Annotated in this window: 21 protein-coding genes; 12 read left to right on the top strand and 9 right to left on the bottom strand. The window is 33.2% G+C overall.

Annotated elements, in window-relative coordinates:
• Positions 1-292: 292 nt before the first annotated feature.
• From AAYQ19_RS05840 to AAYQ19_RS05860, 5 genes are all read right to left on the bottom strand, one after another.
• On the bottom strand, positions 293-631 hold the full coding sequence (locus tag AAYQ19_RS05840) for a hypothetical protein (RefSeq protein ID WP_343534864.1): 339 nt from the start codon (positions 629-631) through the stop codon (positions 293-295).
• A gap of 548 nt (positions 632-1179) precedes the next feature.
• On the bottom strand, positions 1180-2187 hold the full coding sequence (locus AAYQ19_RS05845) for a VOC family protein (protein WP_343534865.1): 1008 nt from the start codon (positions 2185-2187) through the stop codon (positions 1180-1182).
• Between the two features lie 42 nt (positions 2188-2229).
• A complete protein-coding gene (locus AAYQ19_RS05850) occupies positions 2230-3087 on the bottom strand; it encodes an SDR family oxidoreductase (protein WP_343534867.1) in 858 nt (285 codons plus the stop codon).
• 163 nt (positions 3088-3250) lie between these two features.
• A complete protein-coding gene (locus AAYQ19_RS05855; protein ID WP_343534869.1) occupies positions 3251-3829 on the bottom strand; it encodes a Crp/Fnr family transcriptional regulator in 579 nt (192 codons plus the stop codon).
• Positions 3830-3896: 67 nt separating this feature from the next.
• The gene (locus AAYQ19_RS05860; protein ID WP_343534870.1) at positions 3897-4985 is read right to left on the bottom strand and encodes an NADH:flavin oxidoreductase; all 1089 of its coding nucleotides are present in this window, start codon (positions 4983-4985) and stop codon (positions 3897-3899) included.
• Positions 4986-5210: 225 nt separating this feature from the next.
• Here AAYQ19_RS05860 and AAYQ19_RS05865 point away from each other — a divergent pair, with 225 nt between their 5' ends.
• The 3 genes from AAYQ19_RS05865 (at position 5211) to AAYQ19_RS05875 (ending at position 7063) form a co-directional block, all read left to right on the top strand.
• Positions 5211-5576, top strand: a complete 366-nt coding sequence (locus tag AAYQ19_RS05865) for a DsrE family protein (protein ID WP_343534872.1) — start codon at positions 5211-5213, stop codon at positions 5574-5576.
• Positions 5577-5710: 134 nt separating this feature from the next.
• Positions 5711-6178 carry a nucleoside deaminase gene (locus AAYQ19_RS05870; RefSeq protein ID WP_343534874.1) on the top strand — a complete coding sequence of 156 codons (468 nt, stop codon included), beginning with the start codon at positions 5711-5713 and terminating at the stop codon, positions 6176-6178.
• Positions 6179-6184: 6 nt separating this feature from the next.
• Positions 6185-7063, top strand: coding sequence for a helix-turn-helix domain-containing protein (locus AAYQ19_RS05875; protein WP_343534875.1), 879 nt, complete (start codon positions 6185-6187; stop codon positions 7061-7063).
• Between the two features lie 8 nt (positions 7064-7071).
• On the opposite strand, the gene AAYQ19_RS05880 is transcribed toward AAYQ19_RS05875, so the two are convergent.
• Positions 7072-8028, bottom strand: coding sequence for a YheT family hydrolase (locus AAYQ19_RS05880; RefSeq protein ID WP_343534877.1), 957 nt, complete (start codon positions 8026-8028; stop codon positions 7072-7074).
• Positions 8029-8162: 134 nt separating this feature from the next.
• A complete protein-coding gene (locus AAYQ19_RS05885; protein WP_343534879.1) occupies positions 8163-9113 on the bottom strand; it encodes a hypothetical protein in 951 nt (316 codons plus the stop codon).
• A 266-nt stretch (positions 9114-9379) separates the two neighbouring features.
• Between AAYQ19_RS05885 and AAYQ19_RS05890 the strand changes: the two genes are divergently transcribed.
• The 9 genes from AAYQ19_RS05890 to AAYQ19_RS05930 all read left to right on the top strand — a co-directional run bounded on the left by AAYQ19_RS05890 (position 9380) and on the right by AAYQ19_RS05930 (position 17337).
• On the top strand, positions 9380-9895 hold the full coding sequence (locus tag AAYQ19_RS05890; protein WP_343534881.1) for an RNA polymerase sigma factor: 516 nt from the start codon (positions 9380-9382) through the stop codon (positions 9893-9895).
• 49 nt (positions 9896-9944) lie between these two features.
• Positions 9945-10844, top strand: a complete 900-nt coding sequence (locus tag AAYQ19_RS05895) for a FecR family protein (RefSeq protein WP_343534883.1) — start codon at positions 9945-9947, stop codon at positions 10842-10844.
• 84 nt (positions 10845-10928) lie between these two features.
• Positions 10929-13379: a TonB-dependent receptor gene (locus AAYQ19_RS05900; RefSeq protein ID WP_343534885.1), complete on the top strand. Its 2451-nt coding sequence runs from the start codon at positions 10929-10931 to the stop codon at positions 13377-13379.
• A gap of 325 nt (positions 13380-13704) precedes the next feature.
• The gene (locus AAYQ19_RS05905; protein WP_343534887.1) at positions 13705-14619 is read left to right on the top strand and encodes a COG4315 family predicted lipoprotein; all 915 of its coding nucleotides are present in this window, start codon (positions 13705-13707) and stop codon (positions 14617-14619) included.
• 16 nt (positions 14620-14635) lie between these two features.
• Entirely contained in the window at positions 14636-15031 is a 396-nt protein-coding gene (locus tag AAYQ19_RS05910) for an OB-fold protein (protein ID WP_343534889.1), read from the top strand.
• A gap of 4 nt (positions 15032-15035) precedes the next feature.
• Entirely contained in the window at positions 15036-15899 is an 864-nt protein-coding gene (locus tag AAYQ19_RS05915) for a DUF5777 family beta-barrel protein (RefSeq protein WP_343534891.1), read from the top strand.
• A gap of 17 nt (positions 15900-15916) precedes the next feature.
• Complete coding sequence (locus AAYQ19_RS05920) at positions 15917-16264, top strand: c-type cytochrome (RefSeq protein WP_343534893.1); 348 nt, start codon at positions 15917-15919, stop codon at positions 16262-16264.
• A gap of 9 nt (positions 16265-16273) precedes the next feature.
• On the top strand, positions 16274-16816 hold the full coding sequence (locus AAYQ19_RS05925) for a YceI family protein (RefSeq protein ID WP_343534895.1): 543 nt from the start codon (positions 16274-16276) through the stop codon (positions 16814-16816).
• Between the two features lie 29 nt (positions 16817-16845).
• Positions 16846-17337: a CHRD domain-containing protein gene (locus tag AAYQ19_RS05930; protein ID WP_343534897.1), complete on the top strand. Its 492-nt coding sequence runs from the start codon at positions 16846-16848 to the stop codon at positions 17335-17337.
• A gap of 95 nt (positions 17338-17432) precedes the next feature.
• On the opposite strand, the gene AAYQ19_RS05935 is transcribed toward AAYQ19_RS05930, so the two are convergent.
• Both AAYQ19_RS05935 and AAYQ19_RS05940 read right to left on the bottom strand, forming a co-directional pair.
• Positions 17433-18593 (bottom strand): TlpA family protein disulfide reductase, encoded by a 1161-nt coding sequence (locus AAYQ19_RS05935; protein WP_343534899.1) that lies wholly within the window; start codon positions 18591-18593, stop codon positions 17433-17435.
• 179 nt (positions 18594-18772) lie between these two features.
• On the bottom strand, positions 18773-20776 hold the full coding sequence (locus AAYQ19_RS05940; protein WP_343534901.1) for a RagB/SusD family nutrient uptake outer membrane protein: 2004 nt from the start codon (positions 20774-20776) through the stop codon (positions 18773-18775).
• Positions 20777-20785: the final 9 nt, after the last annotated feature.

Raw genomic sequence — 20785 nt, forward strand, 5'->3', positions numbered from 1 at the left:
AATCAATTAATAAAAGTATATATTATATTTTAAATAAAATACATAATTAAAGACTACGCTCAAAAACTTTATTATTTATAGCATTACGTTTATTTCAATCTAATCTTGTCGCACTAAAAGCGCTTATTTGAAGTGTTCCAAAATCAAAGATTTACACGAAAAAAAAGAGATATCAAAAAAAACATTTTTTTGCTTTTTAATATCTCTACTTAATTATAATTCGTTTTCTAAATATTGACGTTGTTACTAAATGAATTAAAGACTGCGTCAAAAAGATTTTAATTAGTTTTTTCTACATTAAAAAAAACAGCCCTTTATAAAAATTCTGAAATTGAGTTTGAAAAATAGCACTGTTTGCAAAGCTCTTTTCTTGATTTTGTTCCGAATTGCCTGTGAGATGTTGATTTAACTCATTTATAATTTCAGGCCTTGTTTTTGAATTATCTAATACAATCAAGTTGCTAACTTCATCCAAAAAGGACAGACTACTGTATAATTGTTTATTGAAGAGACAAACTAAAACATTTCTCCCTTTTTTATCCAATTTTAAAAAATCCAATAATTCTTTTTTTTCATAAACAACAAAAATGGAACGGTCGTATTTTTTTAATTCATTTTCATTTTTAAGCAAGAACGATTCTTCCGAAAAATCAAATTTATTCTTGAATTGCCTTTTGAACATTTTTAAAAAGACCCCTTTATTATCGTGATTTATTTGGAGTCAAAGTTCCAACACCAACTTGCGAATAAGCTGAAATAGATCCTAAAACAACAAATAAAGGAAGTAATCTATTTTTCATAACTATAATTATTATGTATTTAATTATTTTATAAGGTCTTAAAATTCAAACACCTAGATTTGAAAGTGCAAAGTTCCTCTGAAAGTAGATTTTTTTTTGCCCGTAAAAGTTTTAAAACTTATAGATTAAGGCATAAATCATTTTTAAACACAAAGCGTTAATTTTCAAAACATTATAAGCATTAATAATTACTAGTTTATTTTATAAGATGATACACAGATATATAAAAGCATTTACTTTTATGATAAATAAAAGTTCTAGACAATAAAAGAATTCTTGTGATAGAGTTATCCTTTGGAGCGAAAAAACTATTTTATACCATTAAAAAAGCCAGAAAAATAATTTCTGGCTTTTTTAACTTCTAAATGAATTTTAAAACTTATTCTTTTTGATCTACGAAAACATAAAGTTTCTGAACTTTACCGTTTTCAATCACGAATAAATCCATACCGCTAACAACAGCCGGATTTTCTTTTGAACCAAACTGCCAAAACAATCGAACTATATTATGATTAGTTTCAACAGATTTTGCTGTAAACCTGAAATCAGGATTTTTTGTCTGAAGCTCTACAATAAATTTACTGATATCCTCAATTCCATTTGCGATAAAATGACGGTCTACCATTTCTATATTAGGTGCATAAACTTGATTCAATAAAGCTTTACGTTTTGCCTCATCTTTTTCATTCCAAATTTTAAGATGATTATCTACTATAGCTGTATTCTTTTTAGAATCTAAATCATCGGCAGAAGCTTTTTTAACTGTTGCATTTTTTGGAGACCATAATATTGTTTTAGGATTTGACTTTTCATATCCTTTTCCATTTGGATATGAAACCAATTCCATTTTAGAACCCCAAGGCGTTTCAAAATAAACCCAAGTTTCTCCCGCTGTATCACCAGAAGGCATTGTAAAAGGTTCTCCTAAAATTTTGACACCTTTACTTTTTAAATATTCTACTGAAGCATTTATATCATTTACATAAAAAGCGATGTGCGATGCTCCAATATCATCAGTATTAGGATGTGTTTTACTTCCTTTGTTATCTGCATATTCGAATACTTCAATACTTGCTCCATTTCCAGCATTGATCATTTTTATAGTAACAGCTCCGGTATTAGGATTTATATGATTTAATTTTTTCCAATCAGCGTCAAGCGGAATTGGCCCTAACTGTGTTACTGGTGTAAAACCAAGTACATCATTAAAAAATGTTACCGCTTTATTGAGATTAGGAACATTGATTCCGACATGATCAATTCCCACGATTCCTACACTATTTTGTGCAATTGTTTTTTCTGAAGCAGAAAAAAGTATTAATAAATTAAGCATCGCTGCCGCTGAAGTTTGAACTTTTTTATTTGATTTTTTATGAGTTGTTTTCATGACTATATTTATTATTGTTATTGTTATTGTTATTGTTTAAAATTAATTAGTGTAAGCTGCTACCCATTTAGCTTTAATATTTGCGCGAGCTTCAATAAATTCTTTATCAGTTCCTTGAGCAATGGCATCAAGCGGAAAACGAAGTGGTCTTTCCCCTTTTTTCATACTTACCAATTCTAGAATACCATCAGCAATAGTTTGCGGGTTCATATCGAACTGAGCCATTTTACCAAATAATGCAGTTCCTAAAGCATTGAATTTTTCTGTTGCTCCTTCGCCGTATTCTTCAATAATTGCTGTTTTATCAGCATGAATACCAGCTTTAGAACCATTGTTCATTTCTGTTGGATAAACTCCTGGCTGAATACTTACGTTTTCAATTCCGTAATCTGCAAGTTCATCTTGTAAGCCTTCTGTAAAACTTTCTACCACTAATTTTGATGCGATATACGGAACCATAAAAGGCAATGTGTGGCCGCTTGCTCCCGTTGTAATGTTAATTACAAGTCCGTTTCTCTCTTTTCTCATTGAAGGAAGCACCGCTTGATACATACGAAGAACACTGTAAACGTTTACATCGAACATTCTACGAACCTGATCAATTGAATATCCTTCTAAAAGACCAAAACCGCTTACTGCTGCATTATTAATTAAGACGTCAATTTTTCCGTATTTAATTAATACCTTTTCGATTGCTTTGCTAACTGATGCATCATCTGTAACATCGATATCAACTACTTCAATATTTTCAATTGCTCCTAACTCTTTCGCTGCAGCGGCATTTTTATCGTTTGTGTTGCGCATTCCTGCAATTACTGAATGCCCAGCATTTGCTAATGTGATTGCTGTTAATTTTCCAAAGCCTGTACTTGTTCCTGTAATAAAAATTGTTTTTGACATGATTCTACTATTTAAATGTTTATAATGTTTGTTTCTTTTGAACATTACAAAGTTGCGACGAATGCAAAACCTGTACATTGATTAGAAATAAGTAAAAACTTGATCTAGATCAAGAGTTTGAAGAAGGCATAAAAAAAAGGAGCTTTAAAAGCTCCTTAATATATTATTTCTTTGCCGTCTGTTTTCGAATGCGGCTTAGTGTTTCTGGTGTCATGCCCAAGTATGAGGCAATCATAGTCTGTGGAATTCGAGAAGCAAATCCCGGATATTTATTTACAAAGTTTAAATACTTTTCTTCTGCGGTTAAAGTCAATGAAGCCTGAATTCGGTTTTGAGCTGCTATAAAACTTCTTTGCAGAATATTATTCACCATATTATTTAAAGCCGGAATTTCTCTGCACAGCAATTCAAAATTTTCATGAGTAAACAAAACAAGTTCTGTATCTTCAATGGCATCAATATTAAAACGAGAAGGCTGTTGCATCATTAAGCTTTCGCGATCTCCTGTCCACCAATTTTCGATGCTAAAACTGTTTACGTGTTCGCTTCCTTTTTCGTCAACCGTATAAGTTCGAACACAGCCTTGAGTAATAAAAGCATCATATTTCCATACATCTCCTTCTTGAAGCAGATATTGTCTTTTACGAAGTTTTTTAATAATTGCAAATGATTGAATACGTTCTGATTCTGCTTGAGTCAGTTCCGTTTTTTCTTCTAGATACTTTTGGAATATTTCATACATAGGATGTAAAATTATACAAAAGACCGTGGAAGAGCAAATTTTTGAAGGTCTATAAAATTCTCAGAATTTACAAAGAACCCGCTTTCACAAAAGTCTGCCAGCCACGCATGGTATCAATAAAGCGTTCGCTTAATCCGCCTTGACGAAGATAATCTGCCATTACAGGCAATTGTGGACTATCATATAATGGATTTGCTTTTACTTGCAACGGAAAATCTCGTTGCAAAATAGCGGCACGAGCGATAAGCACAAAATCACAGCCTTCATCTAGAAGTTCTCCTGCGCGTTGTGCACTCATAATTTTTCCTGCTGCGCCTAAACGTACACCTTTACGAGGAAGTTCAGTAAAAACGCTTAACATGGTTTTTCCTTTAAAAGTTCCTTCGCGAACTATTTGGGCAGAATCCCAAAGGGCCAAATCTAAATAATCAATTAATTCTCTATCAAAAATATCGGCGGTAACTTCTCGTAGTTCTTCTAAAAGCAATCCATAACGCTCGATAGACAATCGCCAGCCAATTTGAAAATCAGGGCCGCAAGCTTTTCGAATACCTTCAATAACTTCAATAGTAAAGCGAGCACGATTTTCCAGATTTCCTCCATATTTATCTGTTCGATCATTCAAATTTGGAGACATAAATTCTGAAAGAATCCATCCAAAAGCGCCATGTACTGAAATTCCATTAAATCCTGCCAGTTGTGCCCTTTTTGCGGCGTTAATAAAACTATCCCGAATTCGCTCTACTTCTTCGGTCGTAATTGCTTTAATTCCTTCTACCGTTTTACTTGATGCCGGAGCCGGCATTCCTCCAATAGAAGGTTTTGCACGATGTCCTGCATGATGAAGTTGTACTGCTGATAACGCTCCTCCATCGCGAATAACATCTGCCATTTTTATTAAACCATTCAAATGATCGTCGCTATGGATACCCAATTGTCGTTCAAACGCTATACCGCCCGCTTCGACAGTTGCAGCACTTGTTTGAATTAACCCATACCCGCCTTGAGCAAGTTGTTCCATCCAAAATTGGTCATATATAGATGCGGTGCCATCAAAATCACTTTGCTGACTGGTTAATGGTGCCAGCATAAAACGGTTTCTCATTGCAGGACCATGAAGCAATGTCAGCGGTTTAAATAAATCGGAAACAGCCATTTGTTTAATTTTTTTAAATTTTACTTATTTGAATTATTATTGGATGCAAAGTTGTTCCGATTATCATTGTTGAAAAATGGATGATTTTTACTTTATGATGGACGTTTTGTTATTTGACGAAGAAATTGATATGAAGAAAAAATTCTCCATTATAAAGTAAATTTCATCCATTCTCTAGCGCTCATTACTGCCAGATCTTTGCTTTGTTAATAAAAACAATTCAAAATGAAAAAAACAGCTATTATCATTCTTTCTGATCCGAAAGCGGGTTCAGAAGAAGCAATTGGACGTGTATTTAATGCTTTAGCATCGGCATATGAATTCAAACACGAAGGCGACGATGTAAAAATTATTTTTCAAGGAACAGGTATAAGATGGCCAGAACAACTTGAAAAACCTGAGCATCCTGTTAATGCACTTTATAAAGAAGTAAAAGATCATGTTCATGGTCTTTCTAAAGGATGCGTTGCTGTATTTGGTACCGAAATATCTGGCTATGATTTATTAAACGACAATGCAGTTCCGGGAACGCCTGGTTTGCCGAGTTTTGTTAATCTTAGAAAAGAAGGTTACGATATTTTGATCTTCTAAATCATCTTTAACTGTCCTCTTGTTTTCGGAGAGGACAGTTTTTTGCATTTTATTCAAGAAAAAACAGTCCTGAAAAATGCTTGTTTTTTTGAGTAATTTAGCTTCATCAATATTCCATAAATCAAAAAGAAATTATGCACAAGAATTTTCAATATTACATGCATCAATGTTTGGATCTTGCCAAAACGGCTCTAAAAGCGGGCAATCCTCCTGTAGGAGCGTTGATTGTTTTAGATGAAAAAGTGATTGGCACTGGTATTGAATCGGGCAGATCAACTGGAGACATTACCAATCATGCTGAAATTCTAGCTGTACGTGATGCAGTAAAAAATGGATATTCAGACAAACTGCATCTTGCTCGTATGTACACTACTCACGAACCGTGCATAATGTGCTCGTATATGATTCGTCATCATAAAATCTCCGAAATTATTTATGGCACATCAGTTCCTTATGTAGGCGGTCATACTTCAAAATATACTATTTTATTGGCTGAAGATGTTCCAAAATGGGGAAATAAACCAAAAATAACTGGCGATGTGTGTGTTGAAGAATGCGATGAGCTAAACGCTCAGTTTTTACAATTATTAAGCAAACTTTAGGTAATTATGTTATCGCAGTCCGTATATACGCTCGTTAATCAACAAAACGGAAACTTGTCTTTTAAAGTTTTTGAATTTGACAACAGCAGTTATTTTGATCATATTCAGCGAAATAACTATTTCACTTTAATCATTATTACATCGGGAGAAGGATTGGCCAAAGTTGATCTTTGTGAATATTCGTTTAAAGAAAACACAATGTTTGCTTTTTATCCATATCAACCTTTTATGTTGGCTTCAGAAGGGCCGCTGACTGGGATTTCGATTCAGTTTCATAATGATTTTTTCTGCATATACAGACATCATAAAGAAATTGCATCAAACGGAATTTTATTCAATAATATTTATCAGCAACCTTTTATTCTTCTTAACCAAAGCAATAAAGAAATATTGATGAATATCGTAAAAGAAATTGTTACCGAATTAAAAATGGAAGCTTTACGAAAAGATGAAGTTTTGGTTTCGTATCTAAAGATATTCCTAGTTCTCGCAACTCGAATAAAACTTGACCAACAATCCATTAAATTAGTAAATGCAAATGACAAGCAACTTTTGATGATCCAAAATTTAAGAAATGCAATTGAAGATAATTTTAGAACAAAGCATTCGGCGAGCGAATATGCTGATATGTTGCATGTAACACCTGTTGTTTTGGCTCGCGCCGCAAAAAATCATTTCAACATGACACTTTCGGATTTGATAACAGAAAGAATTATTGTTGAAGCCAAAAGAGAACTGTATTTAACGAATAAAACAGTCAAAGAAATTGCCTATGAACTTGGTTATGATGATGAATATTATTTCAGCAGAGTTTTTAAAGGCAAAACGGATATTTCTCCACAACTTTACAGAGAAACCATTGGCTTTAATAGAGGAGCTTCCTAATTTAGATTTTATAAAGATTCAAAAAAATTAAAAGCTCTTTTTTCAGCATAGGAATACGTGGAATCACGAAGCGGAAATGCGCAATGCCCGCCATATTTTGGTGTTTCCAAATAAACATATCTACTATTCTTGGCAATCGCTCTAGGATAACATCTTTCACCCAAAAAAGGATCGTCAAGCGAATTGATAATTAAAACCGGAGTGGTAATATTTGGAAGTGAAAATTCTGGAGAAACACGCTCATAATAATCCTCACGGCTAGCAAAACCATGAAGTGGCGCTGTAAAATATTGATCGACTTCATCAAAAGACGAGATTTTATCAATTTGATCTCGGTTTACAAAATCAGGAAATTGAGCTGCCTTGTGTTTCAGTTTTCTTTTAATATCAATGGTGAAATTCTTTAGATACACGCGGTTAAAACCTTGTTTAAGTACTTCGGCACTTGTTGCAATATGCGTTGGCACTGAAATTGAAACTCCAGCTTTTATACGATCATCTACTTTTGTCCAGCCTAAATAATTTAAAAGCTGTACGCCACCCATTGAATATCCAATCAAATAAACTTCTTTAAATCCTTTCTTCAAAGCAAATTGTACGACCTCATCAAGATCGTCAACAGCTCCGTGATGATACAATCTTGGCAATCGGTTCATTTCGCCACCACAAGTTCGATTATTCCATGCAAAAATGGAAAAACCTTTATTTTGGAAATAAGCCGCGCAACTATTATTATAAGTCCTACGTGAATCGCCTTCTAAACCATGGCATAAAATCACTGCCTTTTTTGAATCATTTATAATAAAATCGATATTGATAAAATCGCCATCCTTCAATTCAAGCTTCTCTCTAGTATATTCTGGAACCTCAAATTTTTTAAACAAAGCGGCATAAATAGTCGAAACATGCCTATTGCGATGAATAACAGAAGGAGAATTATATTCTGATTGCTCAATTATTGGCATAATAATAAGTTTTGTGGTACTTACTACAAATCTAAGAAATCAATCAATATGTAGTGTATTACTGTCATTTTTTATTTTGTTAATTTAAAAAATGATAATCCAAAAATTAAGAAACAGCTTTTTTGGGGTAGAATTTATTGTTTTTCAAAATAAAGATAATTGGAACCACTGCCATCACGCAATCGGACTTGTGAATTATTAAATTCAAACAGTTTCCAATTCTCGTTCAGTTTTTTAAGCGGATCTGAATTAAAATTCACTTTTAGTTCTCTAACATTATTTTGCAAACTAGTTTCCCATTGACCTGTTTCTGAAGTTGATCCTTTTGTAGCCACTACAGTTTGATCACTTTTAAAAACAAATGAATAACCAGTATATAAAGAAGTTTTTTCTGAATCACTGAAAAAGTACGGTATTTTCCAAGTTCCTTTTGTTATCGCAGCAACAAAATCAAGAGTTACAATATTATTCTCGGGACAATAATCAATTGCATATTTTATTGCATTTTCGAAATCTAGATTATTTGAAATTGTTTTTGTCTGATTATTATAATCAACTATAGAAATTGGATATTTTAAAGAAATATACTGACTCGCATTCAGATTTTTTATGAAATTAAAAAAAGCCTGGTCACTTATAATTGATGTCGAACTTGCGATCTGGTTTGCCGAATTATAGCTATTAATAGTGATAGGATAATTGATATTCAAACCGTTAATCTTTGATAAAAGATCTGGATATTGGTTCCAATAATCGATTAAAGAATTAAAATCGGCTTCATTGGGAATATTTTTCTCGATGTAATTATAATACACCATCGTCACTGGAAAATTAATCTTTACAATATCAGCATCAGAATTGCTTGCATTGATATTATCAATTACCTTTTGATAATCTGCTGCACTGTTTATAGCAATTTGCGTGTTATTGACCGTAACGGTGTAAGGCGGTTTTATGGTACAATAAGTTGACCCATCGATTACATTATCCTGAACCGTTGGCACCATTGCAACTCTTTGCAAATAAGAGGTTAGCGGAGATGAATTTGTAATTGTTCCCTGCGCAGTATTAGTCTGTTCATCCATTTCATTTTGACATGACACTAGGAATAAAACAGCAACTATCGATAAATATTTTTTAAAAGGGAACATACTCATATTTTTACAAATGTAATAAAATTTAAGAAACTGTTTTTCAATAAATTCGGCAGTACAATTTTCAATTTTCATTTATAAAGCACAAATATTACTCGAAAATAACATTCTTGATACCTATATAACAATCAGCTTCTCTTTTACCCTACTTAATGTAAAAACAAATACTTTTGTACTGTACCAAATTGAAATTCTAAATGCCAACTCAAAACGAATCAAACACTTGCGATGAAATTATTTTCTCGTCTTTCTTTAAAAGCCACATTAAAGCGCTTAGAAATTTTCTTTTTTACAAATTTGGCAATATCGATCAAGCAGATGATCTAGCGCAGGAAGCATTTGTAAAACTTTGGCAAAATTGCGCATCGGTGCCACTTGAAAAAGCAAAATCATACATTTATACCATTGCTAACAACAGCAGTCTCAATCAAATTGCGCATCAAAAAGTGGTTTTGAAATATGAGAAAAATTTCAATGGTTCAGATAAAACCAATGAAAGTCCAGAATATCTTTTAGAAGAAAAACAATTTCAATCTAAACTTTTGAAAGCTATTGAAAACTTGAATGAAAAACAGCGTATCGCTTTTTTGATGCATCGAATTGATGGAAAAAAATACAGCGAAATTGCGCAGGATTTAAACATCAGTGTGAAGGCTGTCGAAAAACGAATTCATCTAGCTTTATTAAGCTTGCGCAAAGAAATTGATTTATAAAAGTAGGGTAAACTTAGTTCCAATTGTTTTAATTATAGAATACAAGAAAATGAAAAAGAATCGCTTATTAGCAAAATGGCTTAACAATGATTTGTCTCAGGACGAGTTAGCAGCATTTGAAGCAAGTCCCGATTTTGAAAAATATCAAAAAATTAAAGATTATACAGATCATTTGGCAATGGATGATTTGGATGAAAATGCTATGCTTTCTACTATTCTGAAACAGAAAAAAGCAACTCCGAAAGTGGTTCCATCGTACAAAAAATGGGCGTTTCGAGCAGCCGCTATATTTGTTTTAGCCTTAGGAGTTACATTTGCTTTTAATTTTTTCATGCCTGAAACACATGCAGCTGGTTTTGCAGAGAAAACTTCTTTTACATTACCTGACAATTCTGAAGTGGTACTAAATTCAGGTTCTGAAATAAATTATAAAAAATGGAACTGGGATAGCCATCGAAGCCTTGACTTAAATGGAGAAGCTTATTTTAGAGTTTCTAAAGGAAGACGCTTCGAAGTGCACACACGTTTGGGAAAAGTTACGGTTTTAGGAACGCAATTTAACGTCAAAGCCAGAAAAAATAGATTTGATGTCGTGTGTTATGAAGGACGAGTAAAAGTAAATTACGCTAATACTCAAATAGTTTTGACGCATGGACAAAGTGTTAGTTTTGAAAATCAAAAACAAACCAACATCAGCGTAAATGCATTAAAACCGGAATGGATTGACAATCAAATGTGCTTTTATAAAGAAAATATTCGAAGCTTGTTAGACGAGGTTGAAAGACAATACAACATCAATATAGAATTAAACGCAAAAGACACAACATCATTATTCACAGGAAAATTACCGGCAAAAGACTTAAATATAGCTTTGCAAATTATTAGTACAACTTATCACTTAGAGGCTAAAAAAGTATCAACGAATAAAATAATTTTTGACGAAAAATAAATGGTGCTCCCCAAACAATTTCGTTTTTTGTTTTTTTACTTTTTTTTGGTCCTCACTCTTTGTGCGCAGGGCCAAGGGAAAGTTATGCCCTTTAAAAAAATCATATTCGAAATTGAGCAACAACACCAAGTCAGCTTTAATTATACCGAAGACAATATTGCAGGTCTAGAATTAGTGCCTCCACAAAAAACACTTTCTTTAGAACAAAAACTGGAATATCTTTCTAAAAACACTACTCTTTCTTTTGAAAATATTGGAAATAAATTCATCAATATTTACAAGAAAAATGAAGAATCGCGAATGGTTTGTGGTTATGTTTTTTCTAGTATAGATAAAAAACCTATCGAAAACGCCAATATAAATTTACCCAATAAAACACAAACAAGAACCGATTCAAACGGTTATTTTGAATTCAAAAAAGAAGAAGCAAATACATTTACGATAAGCCACATTGGTTTCGGAACAAAAAAGATTGCTACATCAAATGCTGATTCTAAAAATTGTCTCAAACTTTTTTTAGAGCCCGAAATCACAGAACTTCACGAAATTAAAACCAATGCTATTTTGGCTTCGGGGATTTCGAAAAATGTTGATGGCTCATTCGAAATCAAACCCAAAAAATTTGGAATTCTTCCTGGACTTATTGAGCCAGATGCTTTGCAGACCATGCAACAAATTCCAGGCGTAAACAGTATCGACGAAAGTGTTTCCAGCATCAATGTTCGTGGCGGAACTCATGATCAAAATTTATTCTTGTGGAATGGAATCCGAATGTTTCAAACGGGGCATTTTTTTGGATTAATTTCTGTTTTTAATCCCAATTTGGCACATACGATTTCAATTTATAAAAACGGAAGTTCTGCTTTTTATGGCGAAAGTGTCTCAAGCGTTGTAGCTATTTCCTCAACTCCCGAAACTGCTGAGAAAAACTCTTTTAGCGCCGGAATAAATATGATTAATGCTGATATTTATGCCAAATATAATCTTTCGAAAAAAAGCTATATCGAAATTTCAGCACGCAAATCTATTACTGATTTTGTCGAAACGCCAACCTACAAAGAATATTTCAATAAAGTATTTCAAAACACTACCATTACTGATTTCTCAGATAAACAAAACGTCGATTATCATAGCGATAAAAAATTTGGTTTTTATGATGCAACACTAAAATTTGCTCAAAAAATAGGCAACAAAGATCAAATCATACTGGATTTAATTACGATTAAAGATAATTTAGAGGTTTATCAAAGCGCTACCGTATATGATATTTTCAGATCAGAAAACAACACTTTGCGTCAGCAAAATTATGGCGGAAATTTGGCTTGGAAACGAAACTGGAATCGTTTTAATACCACTAAAATTAATGTTTATAATTCGGCCTACGAACTTTTAGCAAATCAAAACACAACTTTTGGAAATCAAATTGTTATACAGGAAAACAAAGTCAACAATAACGGAATCAATTTAGAAAACAACCACATTATCAATTCTAAATTCATTCTAAATGATGGCTATCAGTTTAACGAGATTGGGGTTACGAATCTTGAAGATGTTACCAATCCTGATTTCTACCGAAAAGTAAAAGATGTTTTAAGAACACATGCTTTGATTTTGGAAGGAAAATACAATGACACGATTTCTAGAGTTTATTTTAAAGCAGGAACCCGACTTAATTATATCGAAAAATTCAAAAAATTCATCGCAGAACCTCGTATTCAATTCAGCTATGGTATTACGAAAGATCTAAATTTAGAATTGTTGGGCGAATTGAAAAGTCAAAATTTGCAACAAATCATTGAATTGCAAAAAGATTATTTCGGAATTGAAAAAAGACGTTGGATTATTTCAAATGACTCCACAATCCCGATCCAAAAAAGCAGACAGCTATCTTTAAATTTATCTTACGAAAAAAAAGGCTGGCTGTTTGATATCGAAAATTTTTATAAAAGAGTTTCAGGAATTACAACTTCCAGTCAAGGTTTTCAGAATCAATTGGAATTCGTAAAAACAACAGGAGATTATGAAATCTGGGGCGCAGAAATGCTCGTTCAGAAAAAAATGAATCACTTTTTGACTTGGTTAAGTTATACGTATAATCATAATAATTATCATTTTATTAATTATGAATATCCTGTGTTCCCAAATAATTTTGAAGTCATGCATACGGCAACTTGGGCAGGAATTTATGAAAAAAACAATTTCAAAATCGCGTTAGGAACAAAATGGACTTCGGGCCGACCAAAAACTTCTCCTGACGATTCTCAAATTGACAACGCAAATCCGGTATTGATTTATAACAAACCTAATAGTAGCAATTTACACACTTTTGCACAGGTTAATTTTTCTTCAACTTATAAATGGGAAACCGATTCCGGAATTCAATACAAATTAGGAGTTTCTATTTTAAATGTCCTAAACAGAAAAAATGAAATCAGCGAATATTATAGAATAAGTTCGTTGACAAATTCTATTGAAGAAGTAGAAACATTTTCGCTTCAAAGAACTCCAAATGTGAGCTTTAGGGTTTCATTTTAATCTTCTTCTTACAAGGCCTGTCTAGAACCTTTGTAATTTTTTTACTTTTTTTTCAAAAAATATCAATTTTTAAGGTAGGGTAATTTCCTGCAATGCTGTTTTACTATTGAATCTTATCAAAATAGTAAAACATGAACCCCTTAAAAAACTTGAAATTATATCCTCTCGGCTATTTTTCGTGCGACAGTTCATAACTCCAGACCATTGAACAAAATGTCCTACAAAATCAAGCCTAAGCCTTGATGCAAAAATTTAAACCAAAAAAACTTTACCAATCAGTAAAGTACAATTTTTCCATTTTAACATAACTTAAATCAAAACAGCAATGAAATTAAGACCAATTAAATTCGCGACAACTATTCTGGCAATCTCAGCATTTTTTTTAAGCTGCAGCAGTGATAATGGTAATGATACAACTACACCTACTCCAACACCAACTCCAGTAACAACAACAGAAATTAATCTTTCAACAAGTGCTACGTTAGGATCTTATCTTTCAGATAAAAGCGGAAGATCGTTGTATTTTTTCGCAACCGATGCAAACGGACAATCTTCATGTACAGGAGGATGCGAGGCTTTTTGGCCTGTATTTTTTGTAGATAATTTAACCACTGAGAAATTAGGAGCTGGATTGACATTATCAGATTTTGCAACAATAACTACTTCTTCGGGTAAAAAACAATTAACCTATAAAGGCTGGCCTTTATATTATTACGCACCAATGTCTGCTGGTGATGGCTATGGCGGTGGTGGCGTAAATACAATCGAAGCTGCAGGAAAAACAACAGGAGACGGAGTTGATGGAACATGGTTTATTGCAAAACCAGATTATTCAATCATGATTGTAAGAAGCCAACTTGTTGGTCATGACGGAAAAAATTACAAACCAGATTATACTGTAGGCGATGGCGCAACTACCTATTTTACAGATGCAAAAGGGTTGACACTATATACTTTCAAAAGCGACAATTTCAAGAAAAATAATTTTACAAAAGCAGATTTTTCGAATAATGCTGTTTGGCCAATTTATGAAACTGACAAAATTGTTGTGCCTTCTATTCTTGACAAATCAAAATTTAGTTCAATCACTGTTTTTGGAAAAGTACAGCTGACTTATAACGGCTGGCCTCTTTATTACTTTGGACAAGATGCTGGCGTGAGAGGCGCTAATAAAGGAATTAGTTTTCCAAGCCCAGGAATTTGGCCTGTTCCTGTAAAAGATATACCACTTGCCATATAAACTAGTACGCCAAGAAATGAATAAAAAAATCAAAATAATTGTCTCGATAGTTTTAGCAATTGGCCTAATCACTTTTTTCGGTTATAACTATGTTATGCATGGTGGCGCAAGGAATTTAGCAAATGAAGAAACAGATTTCACTGTAAGCTCTGCATCAATTACAACCGAATTTATGGACGATTTAGATGCCGCTAATAAAAAATACCTTGAAAATGCAGTAGCAATAAAAGGAAAAATTACGGCAATAAACGCAAAAGAAATAATTCTAGACAATACCATTATCTGCAATTTTAAAAATCAAGATTTATCTATTAAAGAGGGACAAATCGTGACTGTAAAAGGAAGAATTATTGGGTATGATGATTTGATGGGTGAAGTAAAACTAGATCAATGTTTTATAATCAAAAATTAATTAAATGAACGTAAAGTTATTTTTATCCCTGGCATTTTTTCTTTCGGTCATCGGCCATGTATCGGCGCAAGATGATTTGCTGAAAGAATTAGATACTATAAAACCAAAGGAAAAACAGACCGAAACTCTAGCATTCAAAGGATTGCAAATCTGTAACATGCAATCCACAAAACTGACTGCAAAAGGTGAATGGTATGTTTTGATTTCGCATCGTTTTGGCGATTTGACTCAAGGTTTTGAGAATTTCTTTGGTTTAGATGATGCTTATACTAAACTGGGCGCAATTTACGGTGTAACAGATTGGCTTTCAGTTGGAGCATCTAGACAAACTAATAATAAAATTTATGAATTGACATTAAAATACAGATTGAAAACACAGGAAATCGACGGTTTTCCTGTGACAATCGTGGGGTATAATACCATGGATATCAACACGAATTTAAGTACGGATCAATATCCGTACTTAAAATTCAATAATCGATTGGCCTTTACAACCCAGTTGCTAGTGTCAAGACAGTTTTCAGACAAGATTTCACTTGAAGTAAACCCGATTTACATTCATAAAAATCTATACGATGAAACTACTGAACGAAAAGATCAGTTTGTAATGGGATTTGGTGGAAGATATAAATTCACAAAACGATTGAGTATGAATCTTGAATACGCGCCCCGAATAAATGCTCCAGAAAATGATGTCTATCATAACTTGGTTTCGTTAGGATTGGATATTGATACTGGAGGGCATATTTTTCAAATGGTGTTCTCAAACTGCCAAACTATGAATGATGTTTATGTATTTTCTAATGCAACTGGAAAATGGAACGGAGGCAGCATTTACTTCGGATTTAATCTCTACAGAGTTTTTTAAAACTAAAACAAAATTCTATGAAAAAAATAAAAATTTGTCTGATAGTGATTTCCAGCATCTTCATTATCTCTTGTGAATCTAATACGTATAGTGAAATAAGTCCGCCAGCCGGAAACCCAACTTATGTAGCAAACATCGAACATATTATGGAACACAATTGTCTTAGTTGTCATTCTGGAACAGCATCTCAATACCCTAATCTAGAAACCTATGAAGGAGTAAAAAATGCATGCACCAATGCCAATTTAATCTGCAGAATAGAATCAAACAATTGTGGCGAAAGAATGCCTCAAGGAGGAAGTTTGCCTCAAAGTGATATCGATATGATAAAACTTTGGGCAGCAAACGGATTTATAAAAGAATAAGTTAATACGATGAAAAAAATAGCATTCTTGGCAGTATTTATTTTTGTGGGAAACATCGTTTTCTCTCAAAAAGTTATGACCCGAACCGGACAAGTAAAATTTGAAGCATCAGTACCTTCTTTTGAGCCTGTTGCGGCCACAAACAATTCGGTTTCAGCAATTCTTGACAAATCAACTGGAGAATTTGCTGTGCTCGCATTGATAAAAGCGTTCAAATTTGAAATTCCGTTAATGGAAGAACATTTTAATGAAAATTATATGGAGTCATCCGTATATCCAAAAGCAACTTTTAAAGGGAAAATCATAAATTTTGATGCTTCGAAATTAAGCATCTCAAAAAAATATGATGTAGAAGGCGATCTGACCATACATGGTATCACAAAAAAGATTAAAACTAAAATCAGTGTGGTCTTAAAAGAAGGAAAAGTATCTCTCTCAAACAATTTTATCGTTAAAGTACAAGACTATAACATAAAAATACCAAGTCTTGTAAAAAGCAAAGTTTCAGAAAATGTAAACATTGCTCTGGACCTTATTCTTGATGAAAAATAAACTTTTTTTAATCCTAAAACTATACAATTATGAAATCTCTATTTAATTATTCAGCAGTCTTGCTGTTATTATTTATTGGAGTTTCCTGCTCTAGTAATGATGACAATTCAAGCCCTCCTGCTCCAATTATTGTAACGTTCAATGCTACTATGAATGGTGCAAATGAAGTTCCTGCAAATGCTTCAACGGCAACAGGAACAGCTACTTTGAGTTATAATAAAACTACAAAAATCTTTACGGTTACTGTAACGTATTCTGGTTTAACACCAACTATGGGGCATATTCATATGGGAGCCGCTGGAACTAACGGTCCTGTAATTTTCCCTTTCTCTAGTTTAGCATCTCCTATTAGCTACACTAGTGCAGCTTTGACAACTGCTCAGGAAACGGATCTTCTTTCAAATAATTATTATGTAAACTTACACTCTGAAGCTTTTTCAGGAGGCGAAATAAGAGGACAACTCATTACCGATAATCCAGCAGGAAGCGGTGGCGGAAGTGGCGGTGGCGGAGGTTATTAATCGCTCTTTATTGCAATTTATGTTAATTATAAAAGCCTTACTGTTTAGATAGTAAGGCTTTTGTATTTGAATTTATTTTTTTTCAAAGATGGCTTTTATTGTAACTGTGTTTCTAATAATTGTTGCAACATGTTAAGTTCATCATCATCATTTGATTGTTCATTATGATAAACCAACTTTCCTGCAGTATCAATTAAAAAATACTGCGGCATACTACGTACTTCTAAAAGATCTTGAATTCGATTTCCATGAATGTAAATTGGAGAATCCAAAGTTTGTAACCAAGGTAATTCATATTTTTTCAAAGAATTTGACCACCCCTCAATACTTGTTTCTAATGAAATCGAAATCAGCTGTAGCCCTCTAGATTTATATTTTTCATTAAGCATTTTTAATGTTGGAAATTTTTTTATGCACGGCGCGCAACCACTTCCCCAAAAACAAAGAAGCACATATTTTTCACTTTTACAAAATGATGATAATTCATAATTCTCTCCTTTATCAGTCGTAAAAGAGAAATCGGGCAAAACATGACCTACTGTAAGTGAAATCTTTTTATTAATATACTCATTGATTGTTTTACCTAAATCAGTTTCTTTCACATTATTGTCCAATTTATCGTAAATAGTTTTAAGGTTTTCAATCGTAATGGGGTGAAAACCATTTACTATTTCTTTATTAAACATGTATAATGAAAAATAAGAATTAGGAAACGATTCAATAAATTTTATTTTTTTAACCAATAGTTTTTTCCTCAAATCTGAAACAATTGTCCACAGTGAATCCTGATTGTATCCTTTTGTATAACTACGTTTAACATCATAATAAATATTAAAGGCAGTTTTGGCACTATCTTTACTTGGCTTTGTCAAACGTTTATATTCTTCTTGTTCTTTACTAAAAAGAACATTAGAAAAACGAAACTCGTTTAAGCTATCATCATCTTTATTTAGTTTTAAGATATCAATTTTCATATCCTTCGCACCAATAAACAGAAAAATACTTCCTAGATAAACATTGTCTTTTTCAACACTTAAATGAACTGGCTCATATTCTTTTTTTATCTCACCATGAAAATAAAATTTCCCATTTTTCTCTTTTACATTAATAGGTGCAAAAGAAGAATCATCAGAAGAAAGCCTTATATCTGCTCCTTTATATTGAGAAAAAATTGTTCCTGATATCGAAAATTTTTGTTGCGCAATTAAGGGCATACAAAAAAACAGCATCAAAATAATTATTGTTTTTACTTTCATAATTAAAACCCTAGAGTTAAAAAATCGCTTTACTACTTCATCAGCATTATTTATCAGTTAAATCAAAAACCAAAAACGAGTTAACTTTTACATCAACTCGTTTCTGTTTCTAGCTTTCTTTGGGGCATCAAGCTACTTTTTCATTTTATTTCTCAAATTTTACCTTGAGACAAATAGATTTAAATTTTACTTTCATCTGCAACAGCATCTTCCCATTTGTCCCAAACTTTAACACCTGCATCGTAACCATCATAACCGTAATTTTGGCTTAACTGTCCTTTAATGTTAGGCTCGATTGCAAGTCTGTATGGAATTGGCCAATAGTTGTTGCGCTTGTCCATAGTATAGAATTTTACACCTGGTTTAAGAGAAATACCATTTGGATATTTGTTGTAAAGCGTGTAATGAACAATACGTTGCCACCAATAGCTTCCTCCAGTTGCATCTTTCCCAGATTGTTTGTCCCAATTTGCGACACTATAAGTATTACCCCATTCATCAGGTTTTCCACTCATAGCCAAACAGTGCGAAATACGTTTTAACTCCACATTTCTCCATTCTTCCATGTAAAGCTCTCTTCCTCTTTCTGCGCAAATATCTCCAATTGTTACAGTAGTATACATTTGTGTTGCTTTTGCTCTTGCTCTTACAACGTTCACGTCTTGAGCTGCTCCAGTAACATTCCCTTGATAAAAACGAGCTTCGGCACGTAATAAATATGTTTCAGCTAAACGATAAATGTACATATGCGCACTTGCTCCAGCTGTTGCTCCCTGAAAATCATTTGCTGCTGGATTAGCTTCGGCAACAACATCATGATAAAAGATTTTATAATGTGGAAAATCAAACCAATCACGAATAGAATCTTGTGCTAACAGTTTTCCTGTTGCATCTTTCATTCTGAAATTTTGTCCAGCCCATGTCGCACTTCCACCAGCGCCAGGAGCATATTTAAGATCTTCCATATTAACCCAGTTACCTACAGCACTGTTATGTCTAAGATCTTGTTTGTCTTCAACACCATTCACAACCCACATAGGATGTTGCGAATAATAAGAACCACTGATTGTTCCGATACCACGCCCTATTGCTCTTTGGTAATCATATTTTGCATTGTAATTCGTTTTGTCACTCAATGGGAAACGTGGTGCTGCTGTTTTACCATCAGGAGTAATTAAGTTAGCATCGTTCCAGTTTGGTCCGAAAATTCTCATCGAAGCAAATGCTAAAAATGACTGTGCTCCTCCATTTGGTGCTACTAAAATCGCTTCAGTATTAGCCGTGATTACTTTGTTTTCTGGTCTGTGTAAATCCCAAATAACGTTTCTTGTAATTGGCCATGCAGTCGGATTTCCTCCTGGATCAAAAATTCCTAAATTACCTTGTACCAAAGAGTAACCTGATCCATTAATTAAAAGATTAGCTTGTGCCTCAGCATCAGCAAATCTACCAGATGCCAAATAACATTTTATCAATAATTGACGACATGCTCCTTTGCTCACCATACCTACATATCCAATTTTTGATTGCTCTGGAACCCATTGTACAGCTTTCTCCATATCTGCTGTAATCATTTGTATAATGGCTTCTTTTTTAGTAGAGTAATAACTCTGCTTTGGAACTTCCAAAATTTTAGTAATCAATGGTATGTCACCAAATTCATAAACCAGATTAAGGTAGCGATATGCTCTATGGAAATAAGCTTGACCGATATATTTGTTTTTCACTTCCTCAGACAAACTTTTTACACTACCAATATACGTTAATACCGTATTTGCATTCTTGATACCTGTATAAGCTTCTGTCCAAAGGAATCCAAGATAAATCGATTCTCCACTTGGGTCTCTCCTAAAATCTCCAGTAGGAACAATTGTAGCCGCATAATCAGCAATATTGCTTCCTGTATCTGTTTTTCCATATTGCGCCATATCTGAGAAAAGATATTCTGTCCCAATAGGCACACTTACACCTGAAAAACCGTAGTGAATATAGTTATTACGCAACTGTTTATCACATAATGCTAAAGTTGCCTGCAAACCTGCTTCTGTAGAAAATGTCGTTTCTGGCTCATAAAACGAAAGCGGATCAGATTCTAGAAAATCTTTTGAACAAGAACTAGCTAAAACCGCCAATACAGCAATAGGCACCAGTCTTGTAATTTTATTTTTTATATATTTTTTCATTGTTGAATA

This window comes from Flavobacterium mesophilum, from assembly GCF_039581405.1.
In the GTDB taxonomy this organism is placed as follows: Bacteria; Bacteroidota; Bacteroidia; order Flavobacteriales; family Flavobacteriaceae; genus Flavobacterium.